Here is a 26899-nt window from a genome sequence, read left to right as displayed (position 1 = left end):
TGTCGGCGGGTTCGGTCACGGCAGGCGGGCCAGCAGTTCGCGAGCCTGGGCCTGGCAGTGCAGGTCGCCGCCCTCGGCCACTTCCAGCAGCAACGTCCGTGCGGTCTGCGCATCGCCCAGGTCGAGGTAGGCGATGGCCAGTTCCAGGCGTTCCTGCCCGGCGCGCGGCGCCCAGCCGGCATCGCTGGCCGGCGCGGCAGTACCGTCTTCATGCGCGGCCGCGGCCAGCGCGTCGTGCGGCGCCGCGCTCGAATCCCCGCCGTCATGATGCTCGGCCGGCAGGTCGAACACGCCGCGGAACTGCGGCTGCTGTTCGGCGTGCAGCGCGTAGTCCGGTACTGCGATCTCGTCAGGGACCGCCTGCGCGGGCGGCTCATCCTGCACGGGGGTGTCCTGCATGGCCACCGGCTCGTCCCAGCGCGGCAGGTCGGTCACGGCCCCGGGCAGCTCCACCACTTCGTCATCGCGCAGCGTCTGCGCCTGCCAGTCAGTCTGGGCGGCGACGTCGGCGGCCGCTTCGGCAGCCACGTCATCCTGCACCTCGGCTTCGGTCGCCCAGGCAGGCATCGCCGGTTCCTGGCGGCCACTGTCGGACACCGCCGTCGACCACGAAGACTGCTCGGCCAGCGTATCCAGCGCCGCGCCGGCCGGTACCGCAGCGGCCAGGCCGGCGGCGTCGCCTTCCTCGCGCAGCGGCGGCAGTGGCGACGGCTTGCGACGACGCAGCAGCCAGGCCGCGCCGGCCGCCAGCAACAGCACCGGCAGACCCAGCCAGTACCACGGCGTTGCCGCATCGCGGGCAGCCGGTGCCTGCGCCAGGCGCTGCTGCGCCGCGGCCAGGTCGTTGTCCTTCATCGCGATCAGCGACTGCTGCTGTTCCTTGAGTTTTTCCAGGTCGGCCACCCGCTGCTTCAGCTCGCCGATCTCGGCATCGCGGGTCGCGATGTCCTCGCGTGCCTGGCGCAGTTGTTCGTTGCCCAGCATGTCACCCTCGCTGCCGGCTGCAGTGCCGGTGGTTGTGCCCGCGTGCGCGGCGTCGGAGGCCAGCGCCGGAGCGATTTCAAGTCGTGCCCCAGTGGCCGCAGCCGGGGAAGAAGCCTTCGTGGTTCCCGCCGTGGCGACCGGGGCGACAGTACCCGCCGGTTGCGGCACGGTGCGCGCCTGACGCCACTGTGCGGCATGCTCGCGCACCAGCGCGGCGGCCTCGGCGGCATCGACCGCCGCCAGTGCATCGCTGCCGGGCATGCGCAGCACGGCGCCCTGCCTGAGCAGGTTGACGTTGCCACGGATGAAGGCCTCCGGGTTGGCCCGCAGCAGCGCAATCATTGCGCGGTCGCGGCTGACCTGGTTGCCGCGGGCCACCACGCTGGCGATCTGCGACAAGGTCTGCCCACGCTGGACGGTAACGCTGCCATCGGCTGCCGGTGCGGCAGCGGGTGCAGCCACTGCACGCGGACGAGCCGGTGCGGGTGCCGGCGTGGTGGCGGTGGACGGCGCAGGCGCGCTCACGCTCTCCGCGGCGGCGGGCGCCGGGGCGGCCTCACGGGCGATGGTGTTGGAGAGCGTACCTGCGGGTGCAACGATTTCCGGCTCGGCCACGGCCAGTGCGCTGGACGGTGCATCGACCAGCGCCGAGTACTCGCGCACCAGGCGGCCCTGGCCCCAGTCCGCCTCAATCAGGAAGCTCAGCGACGGGGTCTCGACCGGCGTCTGCGAGGTCACCCGCACCACTGCCCTGCCCTGCGCATTGCGGGTCAGTTCGAACTGCAGTTCGCCGACCAGCCCGGTCGGCCGCTGCAGGCCGACGCGCTCGAAGGTGACCGGTGAGGCCAACGCGACACGCAGGTTCTCCAGCTCGGACGGATCGGCCGAGACCACCGGGATTTCGGCCAGCAGGGGCTGGCCCGGCTTGGACAGGACACGGATGTCGCCCAAGCCCAGGGCAAGCGCCGAACTGCTGGCCAGGGCCAGCAGCGCGGTGGAAAGATAGAGGAGGGGGCGCTTTGCGCCCCTGGCCCGTTTATTCATGGCGACACTATAAAGCGTGCGGACCGCGGTCCGCACCCACCGATGGAGACCTTCGGTAGTGCCGGCCGCTGGCCGGCAGACACGCACGTGCCATCACGGCAATGCCGGCCAGCGGCCGGCACTACCGGTGAGGCAACCGCTGTGATCAGCGCTGCTCGGCGGCGACCAGCTCGGCCAGCTGCACGGCATTCAGGGCGGCGCCCTTGCGCACGTTGTCCGATACGATCCACAGGTTCAGGCCGCGCGGGTGCGACAGGTCCTCACGGATGCGGCCGACGTACACCGCGTCGGTGCCCGAGGCGTGGGTGACCGGGGTCGGGTAGCCACCGGCCTCGTGACGGTCCACCACTTCGATGCCCGGCGACTGCTCCAGCAGCGCACGTGCTTCGGCCACGGTGACCTTGTCGCGGGTTTCGATCGCCACCGACTCGGAATGGCCGTAGAACACCGGCACGCGCACTGCAGTCGGGTTCACCAGGATGCTGTCGTCGCCGAGGATCTTGCGGGTCTCCCAGATCAGCTTCATTTCTTCCTTGGTGAAGCCGTTGTCCTGGAAGTCGTCGATGTGCGGGATCAGGTTGAAGGCGATCTGCACCGGGAAGCGCTGCGGATCGATCTCCTGGAAGCTCAGCAGCTGGCCGGTCTGCTTGCCCAGCTCCTCGGTGGCCGAACGACCACCGCCGGACACCGACTGGTAGGTGGAGACGTTGATGCGCTCGATGCCGTACTTGCGGTGCAGCGGCGCCAGCGCCACCAGCATCTGCATGGTCGAGCAGTTCGGATTGGCGATGATGCCGCGCGGACGGTTGGCGACCTGTTCCGGGTTGACTTCGGACACCACCAGCGGCACGTCATCGTCGTAACGGAAGGCCGAGGAGTTGTCGATCACCACCGCACCTGCGGCGGCGAACTTCGGTGCGTATTCCTTGGACACGCTGCCACCGGCCGAGAACAGCGCGATCTCGACGCCGGCCGGATCGAAGGTGGCCAGGTCCTGGACCGTGACCTTCTGGCCGTTGAACTCGATCTCGCCACCGGCCGAACGCTCGGAGGCCAGGACGCTCAGGGTACCGACCGGGAAATCACGCTCGGCCAGGATCGACAACATGGTCTCGCCGACGGCGCCGGTGGCACCGACGACGGCGACGTGGAAACTGCGCTGTGCATTGCTCATGGGGGAACTCTCACGAAAACGGGAATGGGGAAAAACACGCACGACAGCTGGGTTCGGGGAACCTCCTCAAGCGGGGCGCGCGGAGGTTCCCTATCGTTTCCCGGTTTTTTTGCCCAGCGTCACGCGCGCGGCCATCGCCGCGTCAGCGTTGATCGCGCTCGGCATCCGCGACGGGCCGCCGTCCAGGCCGAGCCCGGCAAGCAGATTATCCACGGCCAGCTGTACCATCGCCGTGCGCGTGGCCAGCGAGGCGCTGCCGATATGCGGAGTGAGCACGACGTTGCGCAGCGCCAGCAGTTCCGGGCGTACCGTTGGCTCGCCTTCGTACACATCCAGACCCGCCGCAGCCAGGCGACCGTTGGCCAGCGCATCGGCCAGCGCGATCTCATCGACCAGGCCACCGCGGGCGATATTCACCAGCGTCGCCGACGGCTTCATCTTCGCCAGTGCGGCGGCATCGATCAGATGATGCGAGGCCGGCGTGTACGGCAGCACCAGCAGCAGGTGGTCGGACTGTGCCAGCAGCGTATCCAGGTCCACATAGGTCGCGCCCACTTCCGCCTCGGTCGCCGCCGGCAGCTGCGACCGGTTGTGGTACAGCACCTTCATGCCGAAACCGTGCGCGCCGCGACGGGCGATGCCCTGGCCGATGCGGCCCATGCCAAGGATGCCCAGCGTGCTGCCGTGGATATCGGCACCGAGCATGGTCTGGAACGACCACTGCTGCCACTGCCCTTCGCGCAGCCAGCGCTCGGACTCGGTGATGCGGCGCGCGGTGGCCATCAGCAGGGCGAAACCGAGATCGGCGGTGGTTTCGGTCAGGACGTCCGGTGTGTTGCTGGCCAGGATGCCGGCGGCGCTGAGCGCGTCGACGTCCAGGTTGTTGTAGCCCACCCCGACATTGGCGATCACCTGCAGCTGCGCGGCGCCGGCCACCTGGGCCGCGCCGATGCGCTCGTTGAGCGTGATGATCGCGCCGTCGGCGCTGGCCAGTTGTCCGGCGATCTGGTCCGGCGCCCAAGCGGTGACGGTGTCGGTGCTGCGCAGCTGCACGCGATCGCGCAGCGGCGCGATGGCCGCGTCGATCAGCGGCTGGCTCACCCACACGGTCGGCCGCGTGTCAGCCATCGATCTGCCCGGGAATGCGCGGGGTGATCGTGCCGACATCGCCGCACTGCGCGCGGTGGCGCAGCGCCTGGTCCATCAGCACCATCGCTACCATCGCCTCGGCGATCGGGGTGGCGCGGATGCCGACGCAGGGGTCGTGGCGGCCGGTGGTGACCACCTCGACCACGTTGCCGGACGTATCCAGCGACGGGCCCGGCAGGCGCAGGCTGGAGGTCGGCTTCAACGCGATCGAGGCGACCACCGGCTGGCCGGTGGAAATGCCACCGAGGATGCCACCCGCATGATTGCTGGCGAAGCCCTGCGGGGTCAGCAGGTCGCGGTGTTCGGTGCCCTTCTGCGCGGCGCTGGCGAAACCGTCGCCGATCTCCACGCCCTTCACCGCGTTGATGCTCATCAGCGCGGCAGCCAGTTCACCGTCGAGTTTGCCGTAGATCGGCTCACCCCAGCCCGGCGGCACATTGTCGGCGACCACGTCCACGCGCGCGCCGACCGAATCTCCGGACTTGCGCAGCGCGTCCATGTACGCCTCCAGTTCGGGCACCTGTGCAGCGTGCGGCCAGAAGAACGGGTTGTCTTCCACCGCCGACCAGTCGAAACCGGCCGGGGTGATGTCGCCCAGCTGCGACAGGTAGCCACGCACGGTGACGCCGAAGCGCTCGGCCAGCCACTTCTTGGCGACCACGCCAGCGGCCACGCGCATGGTGGTCTCGCGTGCCGAGGAACGGCCGCCACCGCGCGGGTCGCGGATGCCGTACTTGTGCCAGTAGCTGTAGTCGGCATGGCCCGGCCGGAACTGCTGGCCGATGTTGGCGTAATCCTTGCTGCGCTGGTCGGTGTTGCGGATCAGCAGCGCGATCGGGGTGCCGGTGGTCAGGCCCTCGTACACGCCGGACAGGATCTCGACCTCGTCGGCCTCGCGCCGCGCCGAAGTATGCCGGCTCTTGCCGGTGGCGCGGCGCTGCAGGTCGTGGGCGAATTCGGCCGCGTCCAGCGCCAGCCCCGGCGGGCAGCCATCGATCACGCAGCCGATGGCCGGCCCGTGCGACTCGCCGAACGTGGTGACGGTGAACAGCTTGCCGAACGAATTGGAGCTCACGGGCGCTGCGCCGCCAGTTCGGTGATGCGTGCGCTGTGGGCGATCAGCTCGCGGCATTCAACCGCGAAGATACCCATCTGGCCGACCTTGAATTCGATCCAGGCGAAATCGACTTCCGGCAGCAGCTTGACCAGATGCTGCTCGGATTCGCCCACTTCACAGATCAGCAGGCCGTCCTCGCTCAGGTGCAGCGGGGCATCGCGCAGGATCTTCAGCACCAGGTCCAGGCCGTCGTCGCCGGCACGCAGGCCCATCTCCGGCTCGTAGGAGTATTCCTGCGGCAGGGCATCGGTCTCGTCGTTGGTGACATATGGCGGATTGGTGACGATCAGGTCGTAGTGGCGGCCGGACAGGCCGTTGAACAGGTCCGACTTGATCAGGGTGACGTTGTGCGCCTGCAGGCGCTCCTTGTTTTCTTCGGCCAGCGACAGTGCATCGTCGCTCAGGTCGACGCCGTCCACCTGCCAGTTCGGGTAGTAGTGGCCCATGGCGATGGCGATGCAGCCCGAACCGGTGCACAGGTCCAGTGCACGGTACACGTCGCGGCCGGCCAGCCACGGCTCGAAGCCGCATTCGATCAGTTCGGCGATCGGCGAGCGCGGTACCAGGGCGCGCTTGTCGCTCTTGAAGCTCAATCCTGCAAACCAGGCCTCACCGGTCAGGTAGGCGGCCGGGATGCGTTCATCGATGCGGCGCTGGAACAGCTCCAGCACGCGCAGCTTTTCGGCCTGCAGCAGGCGCGCCTGGCCGTAGGCCGGGCCGAGGTCGTGCGGCAGGTGCAGGCTGTGCAGCACCAGCTGGGTGGCCTCGTCCAGCGCGTTGTCGTAGCTGTGCCCGAAGGTCAGCCCGGCTTCGTTGAAACGGCTGGTGCCGTAGCGGATCAGATCGATGATCGTGTGGAGTTCGGCGGCCGTTTCAGCGGTCATGGCGGTACTGCGGGCAAAGTGGCCCCCGATTATAGGGGCTGGCGCCCGTGGCGGCATCCGTTGCGGCGGAAACGATTCGGGCCACAGCCGGTATGATGGGGCCCACTTCGCGCGGGAGCCCCCATGTTCAATCGCAACGCCGGCATCATCCTGCTGATCGCCCTGGCGGCGGGTCTCGGCCTGCTGGCCGCCCAGCAGGTGTTCGCGCCGAAGCCGCCGGCCAATGCCCCGGCCACCGAAGCGATCACGCTGTACCCACAGCCGCGCGAACTGCCCGACTTCAACCTGGCCCAGTCCGACGGCACCCGCCTGATCCCGGGCGAACTGAAGGGCCACTGGACCCTGGTGTTCCTGGGCTTCACCTTCTGCCCGGACGTCTGCCCGACCACGCTGGCCGCGCTGGCCGGCGCGCAGAACCAGTGGGAAGCCCTGCCCGACAGCCTGCGCCCACGCGTGCTGTTCATCTCGGTCGACCCCGACCGCGACAGCGCCACCCGGCTGGGCGAGTACGTGCACGGCTTCCACAAGGACACCCTGGCCGCCACCGCTGACGTTCCCTCGCTGGAGCGCTTCGCCACCTCGTTGGGCTTCGTGTTCCAGAAGGTGCCGGGCAAGCATTTCGACGAGAACCCCGAGGATTACACCGTCGAGCATTCGGCCAGCCTGGCCGTGCTCGACCCGCAGGGCCGCCTCGCCGGCCTGGTACGCCCCCCGTTCAACGCGCCGGCGATCGCCCGCGACCTGCAGAAGCTGACCGAGAAAACCGCCCCATGAGCCTCACCACCGCCCTGACGTATGCCCTGCCCCACCGCCTGCTGTCCTCGATGGCGCGTTCGCTGGCGTACTCGGACGATCCGCGCGTGTCGCGCTGGCTGATCGACACGGTCACCCGCAAGTTCAACGTCAACCTGGACGAAGCGGCCAACCCGGACCCGCGCAGCTATGCGACCTTCAACCAGTTCTTCACCCGTGCGCTGAAGCCGGGCGCACGCGTGGCCGATGCCGATCCGCGCAGCCTGGTGATGCCGGCCGACGGCCGCATCAGCCAGCTCGGCAGGATCGAGGCCGGCCGCATTTTCCAGGCCAAGGGCCAGTCGTTCACCGCCGCCGAACTGCTGGGCGGCGCCGAGGATGCCAAGCCGTACAACGACGGCCTGTACGCCACCGTGTACCTGTCCCCGCGCGACTACCACCGCGTGCACATGCCCTGGACCGGCACCCTGCGTGAAACCGTGCACGTGCCAGGGCGCCTGTTCAGTGTCGGCCCGGCGGCCGTCAACGGCGTACCGCGCCTGTTCGCACGCAACGAACGCCTGGTCTGCCATTTCGATACCAGCTTCGGCCCGATGGTCAGCGTGATGGTCGGTGCACTGCTGGTGTCCGGCGTGGAAACCGTGTGGAGCGGCGAGGAGATTCCGCACTACGGCGACCGCATCACCCGCAAGGACTACCGCGGCCAGGGCATCAGGCTGGAGCGTTTCGCCGAGATGGCACGCTTCAACTATGGCTCGACCGTGATCGTGCTGCTGCCGCCGGGCGTGGCCGAATTCGCCCCGCAGCTGGGCGCCGAAAGCCCGGTACAGCTGGGCCAGGCCCTGGCGAAGCTGCGCTGATAAAAAGGGGACGGAGGGGATTAAGTCGTTTATGCATAAACGACTTAATCCCCTCCGTCCCCTTTTCCACAACGGGATGACGGCCAGCGGCCGGCACTACCGGTACGCGCGTTACTGCAGGGCCGGGGCCGGGCCGACGTCCATGCCGTCGTAGTCTTCCACGCCCTTCTCCGCGGCCAGCGCTGCGAATTCCTGGTTGCGACGGTCCAGCGAGGCTTCGTCGTGGATCTCCACGCGCTCCACATGCAGCACGTGGAACGGCGCGTCACCCTCTTCCGGATCTTGTTCGAACAGTTCCACGAAGGTGTAGCCCTGCGCCTGCAGGTGCTCTGCCAGTGCCTGCAACGGCTCAGCAGTGGAGTGCACGAAGAAGTACCCCCACAGCAACGGGCCGTTGATGTCCCAGTCGGTGTTTTCGCGGAGGTTGGCGAACAGGTTGCGGGTGTCTTCGAGATCCATGCGGGTTCCAGGGGTCGGGGGAATTACTTGTCGCAGCCCTGCAGCTTCAGCGTCTGGCCGTGACGCAGGCTGTAGGCCGGGGCCTTCAGGCCGTTGGCGCGGGCCAGGGTCGGCACGTCGCACTGGAACTTCGCCGCGATGGCGCCCAGGGTCTCGCCCTTGCCCACCTTGTGGCTGCGCACCGGCTTCGGGCGCGCGGCCGGCGCCGGGCGAGGCGTCGCCACCGCCGCCACCGGCGTGGTCGGCACACTGGTAGAGGCCGCAGCGTCGGCCACCGGCACCACGCCGCCCACGGCGACGCTGCCGGTGTAGCTGGCCGCGGTCGGGCGCTTGATCGCCGCGTTCAGATCGGCGGTGATCAGGGTGCGGGCCATGTCGGCACGCGGGCCACTGACGCAGTTGCGCTGGTACAGCCCGGCGATGCGGGTGGTGGCGTTGATCAGGGTGCCGGCCGGAATCCAGCCATCGGCTTCATAGCGCGGGTTGAGGTTGCGCAGCGCGCGCATGTAGCCATCACGGGTGCCGTGGCTGCCCAGGCAGATGGTCAGTTCATAGATGGTGGTGGACTTGGCCAGGCGCAGCGTGGCCGGCTGCGCGCTGATCTTCGGGAACTCCACGCCATACTGCTGCGGGTGCAGGAAGATCCAGGCCGCGGCAATCACCATCGGCACATAGTCCTTGGTCTCGCCCGGGAACTGGTTGTAGACACTGTCGGTCCAGAAGCTCTGGCCGGCGCTCTGCTTGAACACGCGTGCGGCACGGCCTTCGCCACCGTTGTAGGCGGCCACCGACATTTCCACGTTGTTGTTCAGTTCGCGCAGGCGTTCGTTGAGGTAGCTGGCGCTGGCCTCGGCGGCGCTGCGCGCATCGAAGCGCGTGTCGAAGCCGGTGCCATCCGGGCCGAGGCCGAAGCGACGGCCAGTGGCCGGCATGAACTGCATCAGGCCGGCGGCGCCGGCACGCGAGGAAGCGTGCACGCGGCCGTTGGATTCCTTGGCCATGATGCCGAACAGCAGCGCCTCGGGCAGGCCACGCTTCTCCCACTCCGGCCACATCACCGCGCGCAGGTTCTGGTAGTTCTCGTAGCTGGTCAGCAGCGCAGGACGCATGTCGGTCAGCCAGCGACGGATGCCGGCCTGCACCGCCGGGTTGTACTCGACCATGCTGTCGAAGGCGTGCCGCTTGTCGTTCAGCAGCGCGGCAGCGCGCGCGGCCTCGGGCACATCCGCGGTCAGCGGGCCGATGTGATCCGGGTCGGCTTCCAGGCGGTCACCCCCCTCGTCGGCCACGTCATCGCTGGCAGCGGCATCGGCGTCGTGCTTGAGCAGGCGCTTGTAGCTGGCCAGCAGGGTGCCCATCTGGCAGCCCTTCTGCTTCACGCAGTCGTTGAGGACATCTTCCATGTCCTCCAGCGCGGCGTCGGCCTCGTTGCTGCCCTTGGGGTCGGCATTGGCGACCAGCAGCAGGGCGTCGCTGTAGCGCTTTTCGGCGACGGTCATGCGCTGCTGCAGCGCATCCACCTTCACCTTGTCCCGGGCCGAAACCCGCTGCGCATGGGCGTCGGGCGCCAGGGAAACCAGGCCGGCCAGGGCCAGCAGCGGCCAACCGCGGGAAATCAGGACAGGAACGGGCATTGATGGCACTGTGTGCGAAACAGGCAGGCAGAGTAGCGGCGCCGCCAAGGTCCGGGCAAGCCGACCTTCGGACCGTCACTGCCGGCGGTTAACATTGGGCTATTCATCACAAGGGCTGGACCATGGATCCGATTCTGCTCGGCAAAGGCATTACCGACGATATTGCCGTCACCCTGCTGCCGAAACTCGGCAACCGCCACGGCCTGGTGGCCGGCGCCACCGGTACCGGCAAGACCGTGACCCTGATGACGCTGGCCGAGGGCTTCTCGCGACTGGGCGTGCCGGTGTTCCTGGCCGATGTGAAGGGCGATGTCTCCGGCCTGGCCGTGCCCGGCAGCGGCGCCGAGAACCTGCTCCAGCGTGCCGCCGAGATCGGCGTGGCCGACTATGCGCCGGCCGCCAGCCCCACCCTCTTCTGGGACCTGTACGGCAAGCTGGGCCACCCGGTGCGCACCACCGTCAGCGAAATGGGCCCGACCCTGCTGGCGCGCATCCTCGAGTTGAACGACACCCAGTCCGGCGTGCTCGACATCGTGTTCAAGCTGGCCGACGACCGCGGCCTGCTGCTGCTGGACATGGACGACCTGCGCGCCCTGCTCGGCCTCGTCGCCGAGGAGCGCAAGGACATCTCCACCGAGTACGGCCTGGTCAGCGCGCAGTCGATCGCCGCGATCCAGCGTTCGGTGCTGCGCCTGGCGCAGGACGGTGGCGAGCACTTCTTCGGCGAACCTGCGCTGGAGCTGGCCGACATCATGCGCGTCAACCACGACGGCCGCGGCATGATCGGCATCCTCGCCGCCGACCAGCTGGTACTCAAGCCCAAGCTGTACTCCACCTTCCTGCTGTGGCTGCTGTCGGAGCTGTTCGAGCAGCTGCCGGAAGTGGGCGACCTGGACAAGCCGAAGCTGGTCTTCATCTTCGACGAGGCGCACCTGCTGTTCGACGATGCGCCGCCATCGCTGGTGCAGCGCATCGAGCAGGTGGTGCGCCTGATCCGCTCCAAGGGCGTGGGCGTGTATTTCTGCTCGCAGTTCCCCGACGACGTGCCAGGCAACATCCTCGGCCAGCTCGGCAACCGCGTGCAGCACGCACTGCGCGCGTTCACCCCGCGCGACCAGAAGGCGGTGAAGACCGCGGCCGAAACCTTCGTGCCGAACCCGAAGCTGGACGTGGCCAAGGTACTGAGCCAGCTCGGCACTGGTGAGGCCCTGGTCTCCACGCTGCAGGACAAGGGCATCCCGATGCCGGTGCAGCAGACCATGATCGCGCCGCCACGCTGCCGGATGGGGCCGATCACCGAAGCCGAACGCGCCCAGGTGCGTGCCGGCAGCCCGGTCGGCAGTCGCTACGACACCGCGATCAACCGCGAATCGGCCGCCGAACTGCTGGCCCAGCGTGCACAGAAGACTGTCGAACAGGCGCAGGCGCCGGCCGCGCGCAGCCGCGAGCAGGACGAAGCGCAGGAAGGCGGTTTCGGCCAGGCGATCAAGGATGCGATCTTCGGCACCAAGCGCCGCCAGGGCATGATCGAGACGATGGCCAAGCAGACCACGCGCACCGTCGGCACCAAGCTGGGCAACCAGATCGTGCGCGGCATCCTGGGTGGCATCTTCGGCGGAAAGCGTTGATCTGCCACGGCCGGGGTCAGAGCCCTTTCCGCTGGAAAGGGATCTGACCCCAGGGTCGGATCCCCCCCGCCAGGGAGGGCTCCGACCCCGCTCCCCGTTCGTCATCCAGAAAAGAAGTCGTATTGCATGTCGCGTTGGCGTCCCCCCGCAGAAAAAAGCACGGCCCTGATCACCGCCTCCGGGCATGCCCGGCTGAAGGCCGAACTGGATGAGCTGTGGCGCGTGCGCCGCCCGGAGGTGGTGAAGGCACTGGCCGCGGCCGCCGCGGAAGGTGACCGCTCCGAGAACGCTGAATACACCTATCGCAAGAAGCAGCTGGGCGAGATCGACCGTCGCGTGCGCTACCTGACCAAGCGGCTGGAATCACTGCGCGTGGTCGACACCACGCCGACCGACCCGCTGGCGGTGTTCTTCGGCGCATGGGTGGAACTGGAGAATGTGGACAGTGGCGAGACCAGCCGCTATCGCATTGTCGGGCCGGATGAGACCGATGCCGGGCTGGGCTGGATCAGCATCGATTCGCCGTTGGCGCGGGCGCTGCTGAAGAAGCGACTGGATGACGAATTCTCGGTGGAGCTGCCCGGCGGGCAGTTCACCTTTGCGGTGATCGGGGTGGAGTACGCGCCGTTGTAGAGTCGAGTCATGCCCGACCTCGCTGCCGTTGTAGAGCCGAGCCCATGCTCGGCTGATGGGCAAACGCAGCCGAGCATGGGCTCGGCTCTACAACGGCGGCGGGTATGTGCGCCCTGCGCGCAACGGGCGGAAATACCCGGCATTGCGATAGAAGGCGGAATCCTGCACGCCGTGCCAGCCAGGAACACCGGCCAACGGCAGGGGCCGCAGCTGCAGCGGATCGGTCACTGCCCTGCCTTCGGCAATGGCCGCAGTCACCGCGTCGACGCAGGCAGCATCGGCATCACCCTGCACCACCACGCACTTGCCCACCAGCAATCGCCCCGGCAGCAGTGCCTGTTCCATCAACGCGTGCCCGAATATCGTGGCAATGGCGATGTCACCGCTCTGCCAGCGCGTCGGCTCGAACAACGCAGGCCAGTCATGCCCATCCCACGCGCGCAGCAACGTGACATCATCCACACGCACGATCACGCCGGTTTCGTCGAACTGGGTCAAGGCGGCCTGCGCGCGGTTGCGCTGGCCGGGTGGCATGGCTTCGATATGCCGGCACTGCTGCACGTTGAGTGCCCGCTTGAGCTTTGGGTGGGAGGCCCACACCAGCGCGTTGAACAGGTCGTGCCAGTTGTCGGCACGGGTGGCGATGCGCCCCTGCGCGATGCGGGCCTCGTAGTGCAGGCCATCGGCCAGCAACGCGGCATCCTGTTCGACCAGCTGCCAACCCGGCAGGGACAGGCGTGCGTCAAGCGCCGCGATGGACGGCCAGTGGGAGCCAACCAGCAGATCACGGAAATCCTGCAGCCCGGCAAACAGCGGCTGCGCGAACACCTGCGGATCGATCGCCGCACGTGGCGGCGGTACGAAGCGCCGGACGCCGCCCCCGTCATTGGCGGCGGTCGTCGCTGCGGTCACAGCATCTTGAGGTCGAATGCCGGGCGGGTAGCGGCGGGCAGCGCGTCACCGTACAGGTCGTGCTCGTCGCTCTCGGTGATTTCCACGTCGACGAATTCGCCCACGCGCAGCGGCACCTGGTCGGCGTTCTGGATGTGCACCAGTCCGTCGATCTCCGGCGCATCGGCCCTGGAACGGGCCACGGCGATATCGCCTTCGATGGCGTCGACCAGGCACTGCTGCACGGTGCCGATCTTGGCCTCCAGGCGTGCGGCGGAGATCTGCGCCTGCTTCTCCATGAAGCGGGCCAGACGCTCCTGCTTCACTTCCTCCGGCACAGCATCGGGCAGATCGTTGGCGGTGGCCCCCTCGACCGGCGAATAGGCGAACGCGCCCACGCGATCCAGCTGCGCTTCGTCGAGGAACGACAGCAGTTCTTCGAACTCGGACTCGGTCTCGCCCGGGAAGCCGACGATGAAGGTCGAACGCACGGTGATGTCCGGCGCGATACGGCGCCAGTTCTGCACGCGCTCCAAGGTCTTCTCGACCGCACCGGGGCGCTTCATCAGGCGCAGGATGCGCGGACTCGCATGCTGGAACGGGATGTCCAGGTACGGCAGGATGCGGTTCTCGGCCATCAGCGGCACCACTTCGTCCACGTGCGGATACGGGTAGACGTAGTGCATGCGCACCCACGCATCCAGCTCGGACAGGCCTTCGCACAGCGCCTTCAGGCGGGTCTGGTAGGCCTTGTCGCGCCACATCTTCTCGGCGTACTTCACGTCCACGCCGTAGGCAGAGGTGTCCTGCGAAACCACCAGCAGCTCACGCACGCCACCACGCACCAGGCGCTCGGCTTCGCGCAGCACCTCATCCACCGGGCGCGAGAGCAGCTTGCCGCGCATCGACGGAATGATGCAGAAGCTGCACTTGTGGTTGCAGCCTTCGGAAATCTTCAGGTAGGCGTAATGGCGCGGGGTCAGCTTGATGCCGTAGTCGGGCACCAGATCCACGAACGGATCGTGCTTGGGCGGCAGTGCTTCATGCACCGCTTCCATCACGCTCTGGTAATCCTGCGGGCCGGACACCGCCAGCACGTTGGGGTACGCCTCGCGGATCTGCTCAGGGCGCTTGCCCAGGCAGCCGGTGACGATGACCTTGCCGTTCTGGTTCATCGCCTCGCCAATGGCATCCAGCGACTCGGTCACCGCCGAATCGATGAAGCCACAGGTGTTGACCACCACCACGTCGGCCGAATCGTAGGACGGGACGATGTCGTAGCCTTCCGAGCGGAGCTGGGTGAGGATGCGCTCGGAATCGACGAGGGCCTTCGGGCAGCCAAGGCTGACGAAGCCGACTTTGGGGTTCAGCTGGGACATGGAATCGCGGGACTCTGGGGGCCTGGGCCCCTGCCGGCATGGCAGGGGTTCCTGGGGGCCGGGGCCTGAAAGGGCGCCAGTATACCGGGCTTCGGGCCAGCGCCCTGAATCGCCGCTGCCGCCTGCGGCGCCTGGCCCGTGAAGGGTCAGTACCCGGTCATATCCAGCACCACTGCAACCGCCCGGTCTCAGCCAGCGGCTGCTTCAATGGGCAGCGCTTCTTCCACCTCGATCGCCTCGAACCGGTACAGTGCCCCGAACTTCAAGGCATACGCATCCAGCGGCGATACCGGGATCACCATCTGCGGAAGAAGGTTCTCGCCCTCCGGCCGGAAATGCAGATTGACCACCCCCGACTGCTCCACTGCGCGGGTCAGCAGGACAAGACGTGCGTTGAACTTCATGTTGGATCTCCAAAAAAAAGGGCCGCATCCACCGGCGGCCCGAACGGTTTTCATGCAGGGCACCCACCGCGACGGGCAGGTGCACGGGTCACCACACGCCCATGCGCACGCGCAGGCGTCCGGCTTCGTCATAGACCCGCCAGTTGCCATCGCTGTACTCGGTACGACGCCCGCCACCGGGGGCACTGACACTGAACGCGTCGGCCACCACATCGAAACGCGAGACCTGGCCGCTGGACGCCAGTTGCACGCCCCCTACCCGGCCATCTGCACGGACGTTGACCGACCACTGCGCGGAAGACTCGGTGCCTCCGGCCGACCAGGTGGGCGGGGCGGTTGCTGCCGCGTCCACCTGGCTGAGCATCGGGCGGAACATCCAGAAATAGGGCGTGTTTCCACCGGTGCCGATCACGATCACGCGAAAGCGAGCGAAGGTCGCCGTGGCGGGCGCCTTGGTGATCAGGAACGTGCGCGTCAAGCGGTCGAGCGTGATCGGGGTTCCGGTATCGCTCCTCACGCCCGGGCTGTGCACCAGCCCCAGGTGATTGCCGGCCGCATCGAAGAACGTCATCTCCAGCTTGGCTTCCACGCGATGGGTATTGATCCAGGCGGACGCGCAATAGGTCTTGCCGCCTTCGATGGCGATGTCGTACTCGGTTCCCCACCATGCCATTTCGCCTGCTGCGACGACGCCGGGCGTCACCGCGCCCAGCCCGAAGATCCCCTGCGGATGCCAGCTGTCATCGCCGGTGGGGTTGCCCAGTTCGGTCCACCGCCCGTTCGGATTACTGCCCCAGCCCCACCCCGAGCGCTGCCAGAAGGGGAACGTGGTGTTCATCAGCAGGTTGCCACCGGCGCCCAGATTCTTGACCTGCGCCTGCATGCTGGTGACCACGGCTGCATCCGCCTTGCCACCCAGTGAGGCCTGCACGCCATCGATCCGCCCGGACAGCGCAGTCAGTTGCGTACCCTGCTGGCTGACCTGGCTGTTCAGCTGCGAGAAGCCGCTGGCCGATACGTCGCCCACCTGGGTCTTGAGCTGGGTCAGGTCACGCGCGGTGGTGTCCAGCTTGGTGCCCTGCTGGCTTACCGAGGTGCTCAGCCCCGTGATGGCCGAGGCATTGGCATCGTTGGCCACCTGGTCGGTGATGTCATAGACCTGGACGCTGTCCACCCGCACCTGACCGTTGTCGGGATGAACATAGAGGTTCAAGCGCCAGGCATCGATGCCGCTGTTGAAGGCATCGAAGTCGAACGATCGGGTCTCGAACGCCTCCACCGCGAACACGGCACGCAGATCCTGGTAGGACTGCTGGCCTGCCGCATTCTTGCGATATATCCGCACCAGCAGATTGTTGGCGCCGCCAGCACCGCAGGCGCGGACGATCACCCGCAGGCGGCGCGCGCCGTTGATCGGCACCCATTTGCCACCGTTGGCCTGCAGGGTCGGATTCACGTTCGTGTAGCGGTTGAGCAGCACACCTGGGCGTCCGTCGCCGTTGACCGTACTCCACACCGCCCCATTGGCCGCCGCCGATGCCGTCCACCCCCCCAGCCCTTCGGCGAAGTCGGGATTGGGCAGCAGGCCGCTTCCGGTGTTGAGCACGCCCTTCAGCCCGCTGGACAGGTCGGTGAGCTGCTGCGCCTGCGCGTCGACCTTCGTGCCCTGCTGATCGACTTTGGTGGTCAGCGCGGTCACCGCGGTGGCCGTGGCAGCGGCGCTCTGCTGCGCGGCGTAGGCGTCGGTGACATCGATCATGCGGATGTCGTCCACCTGCACGCGCACGCCCACTTCGCGCGCACCACTTCCTCCCGGAATGCTGACCAGCATCCGCCACTTCGCCGCAGACGCGGCGGTGTTCAGGTAACCGCTGACCTTGGTCCAGCCATCCTTGCGCAGCGAGGCCAGTGCGTAAGCCTGCAAGGGCCAGGAATTCTCCGCGTTGGCTTCGTTGGTGGTCTGCCAGCCCACCCGGATGGAACCACCGGTCGGCTGGATACTGTCCGGATGCAGGCGGGCGTAGTACTCCACATAGATGCGGCGATTGCCGGTGATGGGGGTCCACTGCCCGAGGTACAGGTCCGCATTGGTGTTCGGACTGGTGTTGGCCGCAACGTTCACATCCAGACCGCGCTCACCGGTCCGGCGAGCATCGGCGCGGGCGGTGTAGATCGTGCCCGCCGCACTGCCCAGCAGTTGGCCATCCTGGAACGTTTCGAACGCACCCAGCGGGAACAGGCTGTCGCTGCCATTGAGGACCGACTGCACGTCCGACTGCAGCTTGAGCACACTGGACGCACTGCTGGTGACACGATCGCCCAGCTGCACCACGTCGCTGCGCAGGTTGGCGATGGCCGTCGCGTTGCCGGCGATGTCCTGCGCATCGGTGATGTCGTAGAACTCGATCCGGTCGAACAGCACCTTGCCGCCGGCGTTGGTCAGATGCACCTGCGGCATGATCTCGTTGCGATCCTGCGCGGCAGACCATTCGGCCGTGTAGGTTTTCCAGGACGCATCGGACAGGTTCAGCGTCACGTCGGCATGGCTTTCACTCACCCCGCTGGTCCGCACGCGCAGCCGGCAGACCAGGGTCGCCGTGGCTTCATCAAAGGCGCGAGCCACCATCACCAGTCGGTACCGGCGCGACCGCCCCGCAACCACCGGCAACCACCGCGCGTCATTGGCCGTGATGAAGGGGTTCTGCCCGGCCTGCGGCCCGTGCGTCATCAGCAACGCATCACCACTCTGGCCCGATGCCTTCACCCACTCCACGGTGTTGGCCGACACGGTACGGGTCAGCGTCCACCAGGCGGCACTGCCAGCAAAGTTACTGTTGCGCAGCACGTTGTCGCTGCTGGTCACCGAGGTGTCGACCCGCGCGGTCAGGCTGGTCAGGCTGTCGGCGGCGGACACCAGGTCGGTACCGAGCTTGCTGACGTCGGTGCGCAGCCCGGTCAATGCGTCCGCATTGCTCCGCGCCGTACGATCGAGCATCGACGAATCCTGCGATCCGGTCGGCACGCCATTGAGCACGGTGACGGTCATTTCCACCCACATGCCAGTACGGCCGGTCTCCGGCAAGGGCGACAGGATCTGCCTGCCACCGCCGGCACCACTCCTGCGCCGCCCGATCATCACCAGCATCCGCGACCCCGACAGGGCCGCCAGGTTTTCCTGTGACAGGCCCGCGTCCAGCAGGCGGGTGCGCAGGCCACTGGTGTCGCTGTTGCTGGCACTACTGATCGCCCCCACTGCATCGGACGTATAGGCAATGAAGTACTGGTTGTCCTTCAGCGTCTGGTCGTACCAGGTGTTGAAGCGGGCCGACTCGCTCTGCAGATTGCCATGGGTATCGAACACCGCCGTATCGGTGATGCTGTTGTCCGCATTGATGATGCCCACCCGCAGCCCCCGGTTGGCGCCCATGCCCGGCACGATGCTGCCATTGGCACGGTACACACCCGATGCACGGGGGCCACCGGTGGGCCAGGCGAGGATATGTGCGTTGGCGATGATGTTGTAGGCCACCATGTTGCCGATGCCCGAGGCCAGCCGGGTGACGTCCTCGGCGGCACTGCTCAGCTTGCCATCGATCTGTTCCACCCTGGTCGACAGGCCACTGACCGCCGCAGCGTTCGCGTCGACATCGGTCACATCCTCCACCCACAGATCGTCCAGCCACAACGTGCCGGCCGTGCCATTGCGGTTGATCGTGACCTTGATGCCCTGCACCGTGCCGGTAGGCGACAACGTCACGAAGGTCTCGGTCTTGACCCAGTCCGCCGATTTCGGGAACGACTGCGTGGCGCCGCCCATCAGGTTGCCGTTGTGGTCGGCGACGCGCAGCTTGGTATTGTCGGCGGTGCCGTCGAAGTCCTCGCTGGTCCGCGTCCAGCACGACACTCGATAGCGACGGCCGGCGGTCAGGGTGATGACGCGCCCCTCATTGACCGCGGCGCTGACCACCGTATTGCTTCCGCCCGCATAGGGCTCCGCCTTCCAGCACAGGCTGTTGCCGCGGCCCTCGCGCACCACCGATGCTGCGGTGGTGTTGAAGAACGTCCAGCCGGTGCCAGCGCCCAGGTTGAAGTCGCCATTGAGCGCGAGGTTGCTGCCCGCGCCCATCACCGCTTCCATGCGACTCTTCAGCTGCACCAGGTCCTGGCTGCTGCTGGTAACCCGGCCATCGAGCTGCCCGACTTCGGTCTTCAACGCATTGAAGGCGCTGGATCCGATCTTGTCCCCCATCGTGGCATCGAGGCTGTCCACGCGCCGCCCCAGCGCGGTGTCAGCGGTCACCATCGCCTGCTGCAGGCTGCTGACACTGGCACTGGTGGCCAGCGCGCCGGTGCCTGCCGGCATCCGTGCCTGGAGTGCCTGGATCGACTGCGCGTTGACCTGGTCGCCACTCAGCCGTGCGGTCTTCTCGGCCGCGATCAGGCCCTGGCTGACCCCTGCCAGGTCACCGCCCTCGTAGCTGCCGCGCAACTGCACGGCCAGCGACTCGCGCCGGCCCGCTTCGCTGCTGTCTGCTGCGACGCGTGCAGTGGCTTCGTCCTGCAACATGGCCACCGACGCACCCGGCGTCGGGCGGCCGATCGCCACCCAGTCCAGCAGGAAGTAGTCGGCATCGGTCTGCGCCTTGGACAGATCCAGGCGGATCTGGTCGACGATGGTCCCGTTCCATGGAATGTTGTCCACGTCCAGCGTCGCGATGCCGTTGCTGTCATAGCTTGGCTCCGCGAACTGCACCATGCGTGCGTTGTCCCACGACTGGCCGGGACCATTCCACAGCAGGCGCCCGTCCCAGGCAGGACTGCCCACCTTGCGGATGCGCAGCTTGACGAAGCGGTGCGCCGCGCCCTGGACATCCTGGCCGCGCGGGCTCGTCACGAAGGCGTCGCTGGCATGGTTGGCCGGGCGCAGCCAGCCCTCCACCAGCGTTGGACTGCCGCCATTCGCGCCCCAACCTTCCACGCTGCTGTCGAAGTACCAGATGCGCTTGCTGTCGAACTGCACGCCACTGCCTGCCGACAGCTGGCTCACCATGCGGGTCAGGTTCTCCACATCCGACCGGCGCTCGCTGGTTTCGCGGGTCACCGCCGTGGTCAGCTCGGTGCGGGTATTCAGATCGCCGGCAGCACGGTCCAGCACTTCGCGCGCCAGGCCATCGGTGTTCGCCTTGAGCGCCTGCGCCTGCTGGTCCAGCCGTTCGGCCTGGCCGGCAAGTCGTTGGGCGCTGGCGGTGATCTGGTCCTGCAGGCGCAGCGATTCGCTACGCAGCGCCTCGGCTGCACGGGTGGCGGCGGCCAGGTCGCTGTCGATGCGGGCGTTGATTTCCTTGCCCAGGTCCTGCTTGACAGATTCGACCACACCGCCGATTCCCTCCAGCGTCTGCCCGGTATTGCGCCCCAGCGAGCGTCGCAGGTAGCGGGCACCGACGGACAGCACGCCAGCGGTGTTGCGACTGCGGCACGCAAACGTCCAGCTGCCCGCCTCTGGCAATACGGCTTCGATTGCGGAGGTGAAGAAGCCACCGGCATCGCCCAGCGGGGTCATGTGCTCCCACAGCGGGTTGTCGATACTGCCGGCGGTATAGCGGATTTCCACGCCGGCGAAATCAGCCGACTGCACGGTGTCGCCGGAGAAGCCCCACACATACCGGCGCACGCCACCGCTGAGCTCTTCGATGTCGAACAGATCGACCAGGACCGGCGGCGCATCGGCACCCAGCGTGGTGTACTGGGTGGACACGGCAACGCCGGCACGGCCATCGGGGCTGTACGGACGAACGACCACCGGATAGGTACCCGCTCCGGGAATCGCCCAGCTCGCTGATCGCGTGGTGGTGCGTGCCACTTCCTCCAGCGCGGCATTGCCGTCTGGATCGGACAGGACCCGCGTTTCGCCGGTGGGTCCACTGATATCGAAGCTGGCCTGCAGTTCGGTATGCACGCTGCCACCCCGGCTGACCTGGCGCTCGACCACCTTCAGATTGCTGGCCACCGGCCGGGTCTGCAGCGAGGATTCATTCGACGGCGGCACATACTGCCCGGTCCGCACGTAGTGCCAGAACTCGGGCCCCTCCTGCACCACCTCCACAGCGGCGCCCTTCAGGTCACCTTCCGGGCGGATGCCGGTCACGCGCACGCGGGTACCCGGCGTCTGCTTGAAGTCGTAGATCCAGATCGTGTCGTGTGCAGGATTGCCGTCGTTGTGGCCCGGCAGCGGTGCATCTGCCGGCCACGGATCGGCCAGCACCAGCCTGTCACTTGGCTCAGCGCCCGGAACCACGCGCAGTACGCGGTAGACACGCTCGCCTGGAATACGCAGGCCGATGAACGCACTGCCCAGCGAAGGTGCCGGGACCGTCTCGTCCAGTTGCAGCGTGGCAACGCCTGCAGCGTCGACGGCGGCATCGATCAGGCGGCCACCGAAGCCCCACTGGGTAAGGTCGTGCTGCAACGCCAGCACCGACAACCGCGAGTAGGCCAGGTGCTCGATGTCGGTGCTGTAGCTGATCGACTTGTATTGATAGACGCTCTGCGCCAGATGCCAACGCGCCAGCATCGCGGCATGGGCTTCGGAGCTGACGCCCTCACCGGTGATCTTGGCCGGATTGAGCATCACCTCCACGCCCGGCGCCGGCACGCGCAGCGTCGCCGCCTTCCAGGTGCGGCGGTCCAGGTAGCTGTACTCGATGCCGTCGGCAGCGTTGGCCAGGGTGTAATCGACCTGGAACTGGCCCTTCTTGATCGTGGCCATGTTGACCACGCCGGACAGGGGCTGCTCATCGGCCGCCCAGGCCACGCCCAGCCGGCCCTTGGCCCAGGTCACCTGGCCGAAGCCGGCCAGCGCGATGGCGTCGAGCACTGCCTGGTGGCTGCGCACCTCGGTCAGCCAGTAGTCGTAGCCCAGCGCGTTGTCCGCGCAGTGCAGCATGAAGGCTTTCAGGCTTTCGATATCGATGCGCCGGTCGGCCATGCCCAGGCCGGCGATGCGCTTGCCGTTCTCATCATGGATGCCACGCGCGTAGGCCAGGATCTGTGCGCCCGGGTTGCTGGTTTCCTCGGTCACCCAGCCGGCCGCTTCACCCTTCCACACCGGAATCGGTCGCGCGTGGGCCACGCAGCGGATCTCATCCGGGGTGCCATTGAGCTGGCCGGACGCCTTCATCTGCAGGCCGATGGCAGGAATGCCGGCATGGCTGGCGTCGTCGCGCTGCACGCTGACCAGCGTGGTCCAGGTGAAATTCGCCTGCGCGCCACTGCCATCGGTGTTCTGCCCGGCCACGCGTACGCGCACGTCGTACTGGCCCAGCTCCACGTCGCGGCCGTAGCTGACGCGGCGCGCCTTCTGCGTGCGTCCCACGACGCTGTAATTGCCGAACGACTGCCAGGCATCGGAGCCGACCGGCCGGTACTGGATCTGGATCTGCTCGCGGTTGTCCTTGTCCTTGCCCTTGGACGTGGTATCCCACAGCCGGAACTCGATGTTCACCTGCAGGCGCAGAGAGTCAGCGGAGCTGGTGCGCTCCACCCACGGGCTGGCCACGTGCTTGGCATCGCTGCCGGTATCGAGCAGCTGCGCGCCTTCAATCACATCCGCGTTGCTGTACAGCGGAATCGCTTCGTCGGGCATCTGCGGGAAGCCGCGGAACCAGGTGCGCACGCCTTCGTAGCTGGACAGCGCTGAATCACCGTTCTGCAGGGCCTCCACCCGGCCAACGTTGATGCCCGGGCTGAGGGTCAGGCCGACGTACTGCTCATCGCCCTCGAACCAGGTATAGGGGCGGCTGATCAGGTCCGGAGCGAGGCGCGTGGAACCGAACAGCAGGCCCAGCGGTTCATAGGCGCGCACACGGTTGCGCGGCGCTGCCAGGGAATACGCCGTGTCGGCGACACCGCCGCCACCGGGCTTGGGCGGCTTCGGCGTGAGAACCTTGTTGATCAGCACGCTGCCGGCCACGTAGACCGCGGATGCGGCCAGCGTGCCGTACGTGCCTGCGATGGCGCCTGCGCCCCACGCGGAACCGGCCACCAGCGTGCCGATGCCGAAGGTGAAATAGGTCAGCGCGATCATCGCCACCAGCGGAATCACCGCCTTGCCCACCACGCTGCGCACTTCGATCAACTGGCCATGGCGCGGTCGCGTGTGCATCCACTGCTCGCGCGGCACCTCCAGCCCGTCAACGCAGACCTGCCATGCGCGGCCATCGAGCCCGTCTACATGGCGCATGAGGAATGCGTACAGGCTTTCACCCGGGCGCAGTTCGACCGGCACGTTGCGCTGGCCATCCAGCAGCACCGGGTGCGGGGTGATGATGAGGCGGCCGTCGACCGCCGGTTGTGGTGTCAGTTCCATGCGTAGTATCCCTCGATCCTCAGCCCAAATCCGGGCAGGTCACGAACGCGGTGCAGCACGCTGCAGCCGTTCGTTTCGTTGCTGTGCAAGACCCAGCCCTCATGAGCCAGGAAAAAGAAAACCCCGGCGTGGCCGGGGTTGTGTTGTCCGCGTTCGATCATCAGTACCAGGTCGCCGTCCTGTGGAGGCCCCTCGCGAGGTACCGCCTGCGCGCGCGACAATGCGCCCAGCTCGGCCGAGCCGCGCCGCCCGCGCGGCCGGCGTCCGGGCAGTGCCACTTCACGGGCGAACAGAGCCCGCTGCACCTGCATCACCAGGTCGGCGCAGTCGCACGCTGCTTCGTCATAGGGGATGCCCACCCATCGCTCGACGTCGACCAGGCGCATCAGAAGATTCCCGGCAGCGTGAACGGATTGGCATGCAGCAGCACGGCCTGCTGGCGCATCAGGAAGTCGACACCACACTGGGCACTGACCGTGCGCGTGTTGACCGACACCTGGGTCATCGGCAGGTCGTACTCGGCCTCGATGGCATCCGGATCGGCGCGATCGGTCAGCATCAACCGTGCGGTCACCATCTCTCCGGGGGCAAGCCCTTCCAGGTCCTCGGTGAGTGCGCGGCCGATGTTGTCGATCACCAGCTGCGCGCGCGGTGCCTGTCCACTGACATCGTCGGGAAGCTGGAAGCCGAACGGTGCGGCAATGAACTCCTTGCCGTTGCTGGTCCAGTTGACGTTGTCGTTGACGATCCGCAACACCTCCGGCATCGACGGCGCCGACACTTCCAACAGCATCAGCGGTCCCTGGGTGTCGGCCAGGCGCTGGCGGCGCTCATGGAAGGAACTCATCGCATGTACTCCAGTACAAGATCGCGCTTGGAGAAGCGGAACCGGGTGTTCAGTGGCACCAGGCGGCCGATGCCCTGCGGGAAGCGGGCGCTGATCGGCTGCCCGGTCCGCGGGTGCTCCATCGTGAACCAGCCGACGCGACCGACATCGTGCAGGTACCACGCTTCGAATGCCTCGGCGTCAGCCGCGGTGCGGAACTGCACCGAGGCGTACACGTTCTTCATCACCCGGCTGTTGAGCGCGCGCATCTTGCTGGGGCCGCGCTCCATCTCGGTCCGCTCTTCCGAAGCGACGATCTCCTCGCCGTAATCCGCAAAGCGGATTTCTGCATATTCTGGCCAACTGCTCATCCCACTGCCTCCGTCCATCCGTATCGGGCCCGTCCAATGGCGCCCAGCTCACCACCGTTGAGGCTGTCGCCCACGATGTCGATCACCAGCCGCCGTACTTCGCTGCCATCGGGCATGCGCTGCCGCTCTTCCCGGGTGTTGACCCGGCTTTCGCCGTAGTTGTTGATTTCCACATTCATCCCACCCTCGCCGGCACGGGCGATCGGTACCTGCACATAACCCCCGCTATCACCACCGGACAGGCCATTGCCGGTTCGCAGCGAAGTGCGCAGGGCGAAGAATGCCGATGGGCCGCCGAGCGCAGCCATGTCTTCCTGGCTGAGCACGCCCTCGCCCTTGTGGACGATGCCGGCCGGCTCGTACTTGCCCCCTGGGCCCGTGTACCCGCCGATGGAAAAGCCGGTGATCTTCGGCCCGAACATCTGCCCGATCGAACTGATCAGCCCACTGACCATCTGTTTGGCTGCCACGCGCGCCAGATCGGCGATGATCGAGTCGGCGAGGTCGGAGAAGGACAGCTTTCCGGTCTGGGCAAACTTGACCAGACTGTCTTCCAACCCGCCCAATGCATTACTGAAGACGCCGTGGCTCAACTCGGCGGCATTGGCCGCGGCATCGGCATAGTCCTCGAACGCCCGCATTGCGCCGTTCTTCCAATCGGACTGGTATGCCTTCTTGTTCTCCTGGAACTCTGCCTCGCGTTGCAGTGACTGTTCATGGAATGCATCGAGCTCGGCCAGCCGGGCTCTGTAGCGCTCCGACTCGATGACCTTGCCGTCCTCACCACGCGACTCGTCGTCCAGCGCGCGCTTTCGATTGTCCCGGTCCTCATCCAGAGCGGAACGGCGTTGCATGCGATCCACGCTCGCTGCGCCATGGCCGATGCCGAACAGCGCCTGGTCGTTGCCGCGCTGCTGTGCATGCGCCGCCTGCTGGAGCTCCCGCTGCAGCTTCAGCAGATCCTGCTGGGCCTTCTTCGACGCTTCAGCGGCTGCCGCTTCCTTGGCCAGGGCCACCGCGGCGTCCAGCGAGGCCTTCACCCGCAGTTGCTTCTGCTCGCTGAGCTTCTTCTCGGCATGCTCCATCTCGTCAAGGAGGGTGACCTGCAGCTTTTCCGCCTCTGTCATCCCCTCCTTCAGCTTCTGCCGCACCCGGTCCTGGGCGATCTGCTTCTCGATGCGATCCATCAGCCCGGCGTACGCATCAGCCTGCTCGTGCACGCCCCTGACCGACTGCTGGGCGGCCTGCTGCTGTTCGCGGAACTGGGCCTTGCGTTCGATGTCGGCCTTCTTGCGCGCGGCATCCCTGTTGAACTCTGCGCGCTGGGCCGGGTCCATCTTGTCCGGGCCGCCCCTTGCGTTGATCTCCGCGCCGCGTTCAGCCATCCAGGCCGCGTACTCGCCACGGGTCAGCCGGATCCACTCGACCTCGTCCCGCCACGCCTCTCCGCGCATGGCGCCCAGCATGCCGTTGAAGGCATCGGTCGCCTTCAATGCGTTCCATTGCGTCGCACCCAGAGACGCGATGAGCTGGTCAAGCGTCTGGTTGTCCACGTTCTGGATGGCCGCGGCAATCGCATTGAACAGCTTCTCGTCGAGGGCGCCCCTGATCGTTTCTTTCAGGCCACGGAACTTCTCCTGGACCGGCGCGACCTCCGCCTGGAACGCTTCCAGGTTCGCCCTGGCCTTCTCCAGCTCGGCGTAGTCCGAGGCTGCACTCAGGCCCGCCCCTTCCCGTCCCGATCGCTGGCCATGACTCACTCGGCCTTCCCAATGGACGACCGAGCCCTGCAGCGCCTTCTCGCGTGCCTCCAGCTCGCGCAGCGCCCTGGCCTGCTCATGCAGCGTGGCGACCGCCTGCTCCAGGGGCAGCGTGCCCGCGCCCATGCCCAGGCCGGCCTGGTCCATCGAGAACGACATCTGCTGCAGCGACTGCATCTGCTCCTTGTACTCGCTGCGCGCACGTTCGGACGCCTTGACCATGTCCAGGTACGCTTCGCCCAGCTTCTGCACCGACGCGATGGCGATGCCCCATGGGCCACCGGCGGCCGTCAGCAGGCCGCTACCAAGCTCCTTCAAGCCGCTGCCGAGCACATCGCCGCCGACGTTGGCCTTTGCCTTTGTCGCGGCCTTGCCCGTTGCGCCCTCCGGTGCCGCATGCACGCGCGCCAGCGCGGCGGCCGTCCGCTCGGCCTCCGCGCGCAGTGTCTTGAGATTCTGCGTTGCCAGGCGGCTGGCCTCCGCCATTGCGGTACGGAAGCCCGTCGTGTTGACCCGCAGTACTACGTCTAGATTCTGGTTAGTGGACGCCATACGCGTTCCTCCAAGAATGATGAGGGGCCCCG

General features: G+C 67.1%; 19 protein-coding genes. 4 read left to right on the top strand and 15 right to left on the bottom strand.

Features of this window, described 5'->3' with window-relative positions; genetic code table 11:
- Positions 1–15 precede the first annotated feature (15 nt).
- The 5 genes from AC5P7A_RS01175 to prmB all read right to left on the bottom strand — a co-directional run bounded on the left by AC5P7A_RS01175 (position 16) and on the right by prmB (position 6352).
- Positions 16–2028: a FimV/HubP family polar landmark protein gene (locus tag AC5P7A_RS01175; protein WP_014647890.1), complete on the bottom strand. Its 2013-nt coding sequence runs from the start codon at positions 2026–2028 to the stop codon at positions 16–18.
- A gap of 145 nt (positions 2029–2173) precedes the next feature.
- A complete protein-coding gene (locus tag AC5P7A_RS01170; RefSeq protein ID WP_014647891.1) occupies positions 2174–3202 on the bottom strand; it encodes an aspartate-semialdehyde dehydrogenase in 1029 nt (342 codons plus the stop codon).
- A 90-nt stretch (positions 3203–3292) separates the two neighbouring features.
- Positions 3293–4330 carry a 2-hydroxyacid dehydrogenase gene (locus AC5P7A_RS01165; RefSeq protein WP_197621854.1) on the bottom strand — a complete coding sequence of 346 codons (1038 nt, stop codon included), beginning with the start codon at positions 4328–4330 and terminating at the stop codon, positions 3293–3295.
- Positions 4323–5426 (bottom strand): chorismate synthase, encoded by a 1104-nt coding sequence (gene aroC, locus AC5P7A_RS01160; RefSeq protein WP_014647893.1) that lies wholly within the window; start codon positions 5424–5426, stop codon positions 4323–4325. Before aroC ends, AC5P7A_RS01165 begins: the two co-directional genes overlap by 8 nt.
- Positions 5423–6352: a 50S ribosomal protein L3 N(5)-glutamine methyltransferase gene (prmB, locus tag AC5P7A_RS01155; protein WP_014647894.1), complete on the bottom strand. Its 930-nt coding sequence runs from the start codon at positions 6350–6352 to the stop codon at positions 5423–5425. Before prmB ends, aroC begins: the two co-directional genes overlap by 4 nt.
- A 123-nt stretch (positions 6353–6475) precedes the next feature.
- Here prmB and AC5P7A_RS01150 point away from each other — a divergent pair, with 123 nt between their 5' ends.
- Both AC5P7A_RS01150 and asd read left to right on the top strand, forming a co-directional pair.
- Positions 6476–7126 carry an SCO family protein gene (locus AC5P7A_RS01150; RefSeq protein WP_014647895.1) on the top strand — a complete coding sequence of 217 codons (651 nt, stop codon included), beginning with the start codon at positions 6476–6478 and terminating at the stop codon, positions 7124–7126.
- A complete protein-coding gene (gene asd, locus AC5P7A_RS01145) occupies positions 7123–7965 on the top strand; it encodes an archaetidylserine decarboxylase (RefSeq protein WP_169411778.1) in 843 nt (280 codons plus the stop codon). The genes AC5P7A_RS01150 and asd overlap by 4 nt, the downstream gene beginning before the upstream one ends.
- A gap of 111 nt (positions 7966–8076) precedes the next feature.
- Here asd and AC5P7A_RS01140 read toward each other — a convergent pair whose 3' ends face one another.
- On the bottom strand, positions 8077–8424 hold the full coding sequence (locus AC5P7A_RS01140; RefSeq protein ID WP_046431838.1) for a ribonuclease E inhibitor RraB: 348 nt from the start codon (positions 8422–8424) through the stop codon (positions 8077–8079).
- Between the two features lie 23 nt (positions 8425–8447).
- The gene (locus tag AC5P7A_RS01135; RefSeq protein ID WP_495219820.1) at positions 8448–10058 is read right to left on the bottom strand and encodes a transglycosylase SLT domain-containing protein; all 1611 of its coding nucleotides are present in this window, start codon (positions 10056–10058) and stop codon (positions 8448–8450) included.
- A 122-nt stretch (positions 10059–10180) separates the two neighbouring features.
- Between AC5P7A_RS01135 and AC5P7A_RS01130 the strand changes: the two genes are divergently transcribed.
- Positions 10181–11686 (top strand): helicase HerA-like domain-containing protein, encoded by a 1506-nt coding sequence (locus tag AC5P7A_RS01130; RefSeq protein WP_046431840.1) that lies wholly within the window; start codon positions 10181–10183, stop codon positions 11684–11686.
- A gap of 126 nt (positions 11687–11812) precedes the next feature.
- Positions 11813–12319 (top strand): transcription elongation factor GreB, encoded by a 507-nt coding sequence (gene greB, locus AC5P7A_RS01125; RefSeq protein WP_014647900.1) that lies wholly within the window; start codon positions 11813–11815, stop codon positions 12317–12319.
- Between the two features lie 87 nt (positions 12320–12406).
- Here the strand turns inward: greB and AC5P7A_RS01120 are convergent, their stop codons facing one another.
- The 8 genes from AC5P7A_RS01120 to AC5P7A_RS01085 all read right to left on the bottom strand — a co-directional run bounded on the left by AC5P7A_RS01120 (position 12407) and on the right by AC5P7A_RS01085 (position 26867).
- On the bottom strand, positions 12407–13231 hold the full coding sequence (locus AC5P7A_RS01120; RefSeq protein ID WP_495219819.1) for a DUF3025 domain-containing protein: 825 nt from the start codon (positions 13229–13231) through the stop codon (positions 12407–12409).
- Positions 13228–14589, bottom strand: a complete 1362-nt coding sequence (gene rimO, locus AC5P7A_RS01115) for a 30S ribosomal protein S12 methylthiotransferase RimO (protein WP_495219818.1) — start codon at positions 14587–14589, stop codon at positions 13228–13230. Before rimO ends, AC5P7A_RS01120 begins: the two co-directional genes overlap by 4 nt.
- 188 nt (positions 14590–14777) lie before the next feature.
- Positions 14778–14993, bottom strand: a complete 216-nt coding sequence (locus AC5P7A_RS01110) for a hypothetical protein (protein WP_041863666.1) — start codon at positions 14991–14993, stop codon at positions 14778–14780.
- 88 nt (positions 14994–15081) lie between these two features.
- Complete coding sequence (locus tag AC5P7A_RS01105; protein WP_495219817.1) at positions 15082–23358, bottom strand: host specificity factor TipJ family phage tail protein; 8277 nt, start codon at positions 23356–23358, stop codon at positions 15082–15084.
- Positions 23349–23744, bottom strand: coding sequence for a hypothetical protein (locus tag AC5P7A_RS01100; RefSeq protein WP_014647904.1), 396 nt, complete (start codon positions 23742–23744; stop codon positions 23349–23351). The genes AC5P7A_RS01105 and AC5P7A_RS01100 overlap by 10 nt, the downstream gene beginning before the upstream one ends.
- Positions 23744–24205, bottom strand: coding sequence for a DUF1833 family protein (locus AC5P7A_RS01095; protein WP_014647905.1), 462 nt, complete (start codon positions 24203–24205; stop codon positions 23744–23746). Before AC5P7A_RS01095 ends, AC5P7A_RS01100 begins: the two co-directional genes overlap by 1 nt.
- Positions 24202–24555, bottom strand: a complete 354-nt coding sequence (locus AC5P7A_RS01090; RefSeq protein WP_014647906.1) for a hypothetical protein — start codon at positions 24553–24555, stop codon at positions 24202–24204. Before AC5P7A_RS01090 ends, AC5P7A_RS01095 begins: the two co-directional genes overlap by 4 nt.
- Positions 24552–26867, bottom strand: coding sequence for a phage tail tape measure protein (locus AC5P7A_RS01085; protein WP_069116152.1), 2316 nt, complete (start codon positions 26865–26867; stop codon positions 24552–24554). Before AC5P7A_RS01085 ends, AC5P7A_RS01090 begins: the two co-directional genes overlap by 4 nt.
- Positions 26868–26899 lie beyond the last annotated feature (32 nt).

This window comes from Stenotrophomonas sp. YJH_SMC_65 (assembly GCF_059369475.1).
This window is presented reverse-complemented; position numbering and strand designations above follow the sequence as displayed.

Excerpts from the sequence above, each read along its gene's own strand:
- AC5P7A_RS01175 (WP_014647890.1), bottom strand. The coding sequence starts at position 2,028 with ATGAATAAACGGGCCAGGGGCGCAAAGCGCCCCCTCCTCTATCTTTCC.
- AC5P7A_RS01170 (WP_014647891.1), bottom strand. The coding sequence starts at position 3,202 with ATGAGCAATGCACAGCGCAGTTTCCACGTCGCCGTCGTCGGTGCCACC.
- AC5P7A_RS01165 (WP_197621854.1), bottom strand. The coding sequence starts at position 4,330 with ATGGCTGACACGCGGCCGACCGTGTGGGTGAGCCAGCCGCTGATCGAC.
- prmB (WP_014647894.1), bottom strand. The coding sequence starts at position 6,352 with ATGACCGCTGAAACGGCCGCCGAACTCCACACGATCATCGATCTGATC.
- AC5P7A_RS01150 (WP_014647895.1), top strand. The coding sequence starts at position 6,476 with ATGTTCAATCGCAACGCCGGCATCATCCTGCTGATCGCCCTGGCGGCG.
- asd (WP_169411778.1), top strand. The coding sequence starts at position 7,123 with ATGAGCCTCACCACCGCCCTGACGTATGCCCTGCCCCACCGCCTGCTG.
- AC5P7A_RS01140 (WP_046431838.1), bottom strand. The coding sequence starts at position 8,424 with ATGGATCTCGAAGACACCCGCAACCTGTTCGCCAACCTCCGCGAAAAC.
- AC5P7A_RS01135 (WP_495219820.1), bottom strand. The coding sequence starts at position 10,058 with ATGCCCGTTCCTGTCCTGATTTCCCGCGGTTGGCCGCTGCTGGCCCTG.
- AC5P7A_RS01130 (WP_046431840.1), top strand. The coding sequence starts at position 10,181 with ATGGATCCGATTCTGCTCGGCAAAGGCATTACCGACGATATTGCCGTC.
- greB (WP_014647900.1), top strand. The coding sequence starts at position 11,813 with ATGTCGCGTTGGCGTCCCCCCGCAGAAAAAAGCACGGCCCTGATCACC.
- rimO (WP_495219818.1), bottom strand. The coding sequence starts at position 14,589 with ATGTCCCAGCTGAACCCCAAAGTCGGCTTCGTCAGCCTTGGCTGCCCG.
- AC5P7A_RS01110 (WP_041863666.1), bottom strand. The coding sequence starts at position 14,993 with ATGAAGTTCAACGCACGTCTTGTCCTGCTGACCCGCGCAGTGGAGCAG.
- AC5P7A_RS01105 (WP_495219817.1), bottom strand. The coding sequence starts at position 23,358 with ATGGAACTGACACCACAACCGGCGGTCGACGGCCGCCTCATCATCACC.
- AC5P7A_RS01100 (WP_014647904.1), bottom strand. The coding sequence starts at position 23,744 with ATGCGCCTGGTCGACGTCGAGCGATGGGTGGGCATCCCCTATGACGAA.
- AC5P7A_RS01095 (WP_014647905.1), bottom strand. The coding sequence starts at position 24,205 with ATGAGTTCCTTCCATGAGCGCCGCCAGCGCCTGGCCGACACCCAGGGA.
- AC5P7A_RS01090 (WP_014647906.1), bottom strand. The coding sequence starts at position 24,555 with ATGAGCAGTTGGCCAGAATATGCAGAAATCCGCTTTGCGGATTACGGC.
- AC5P7A_RS01085 (WP_069116152.1), bottom strand. The coding sequence starts at position 26,867 with ATGGCGTCCACTAACCAGAATCTAGACGTAGTACTGCGGGTCAACACG.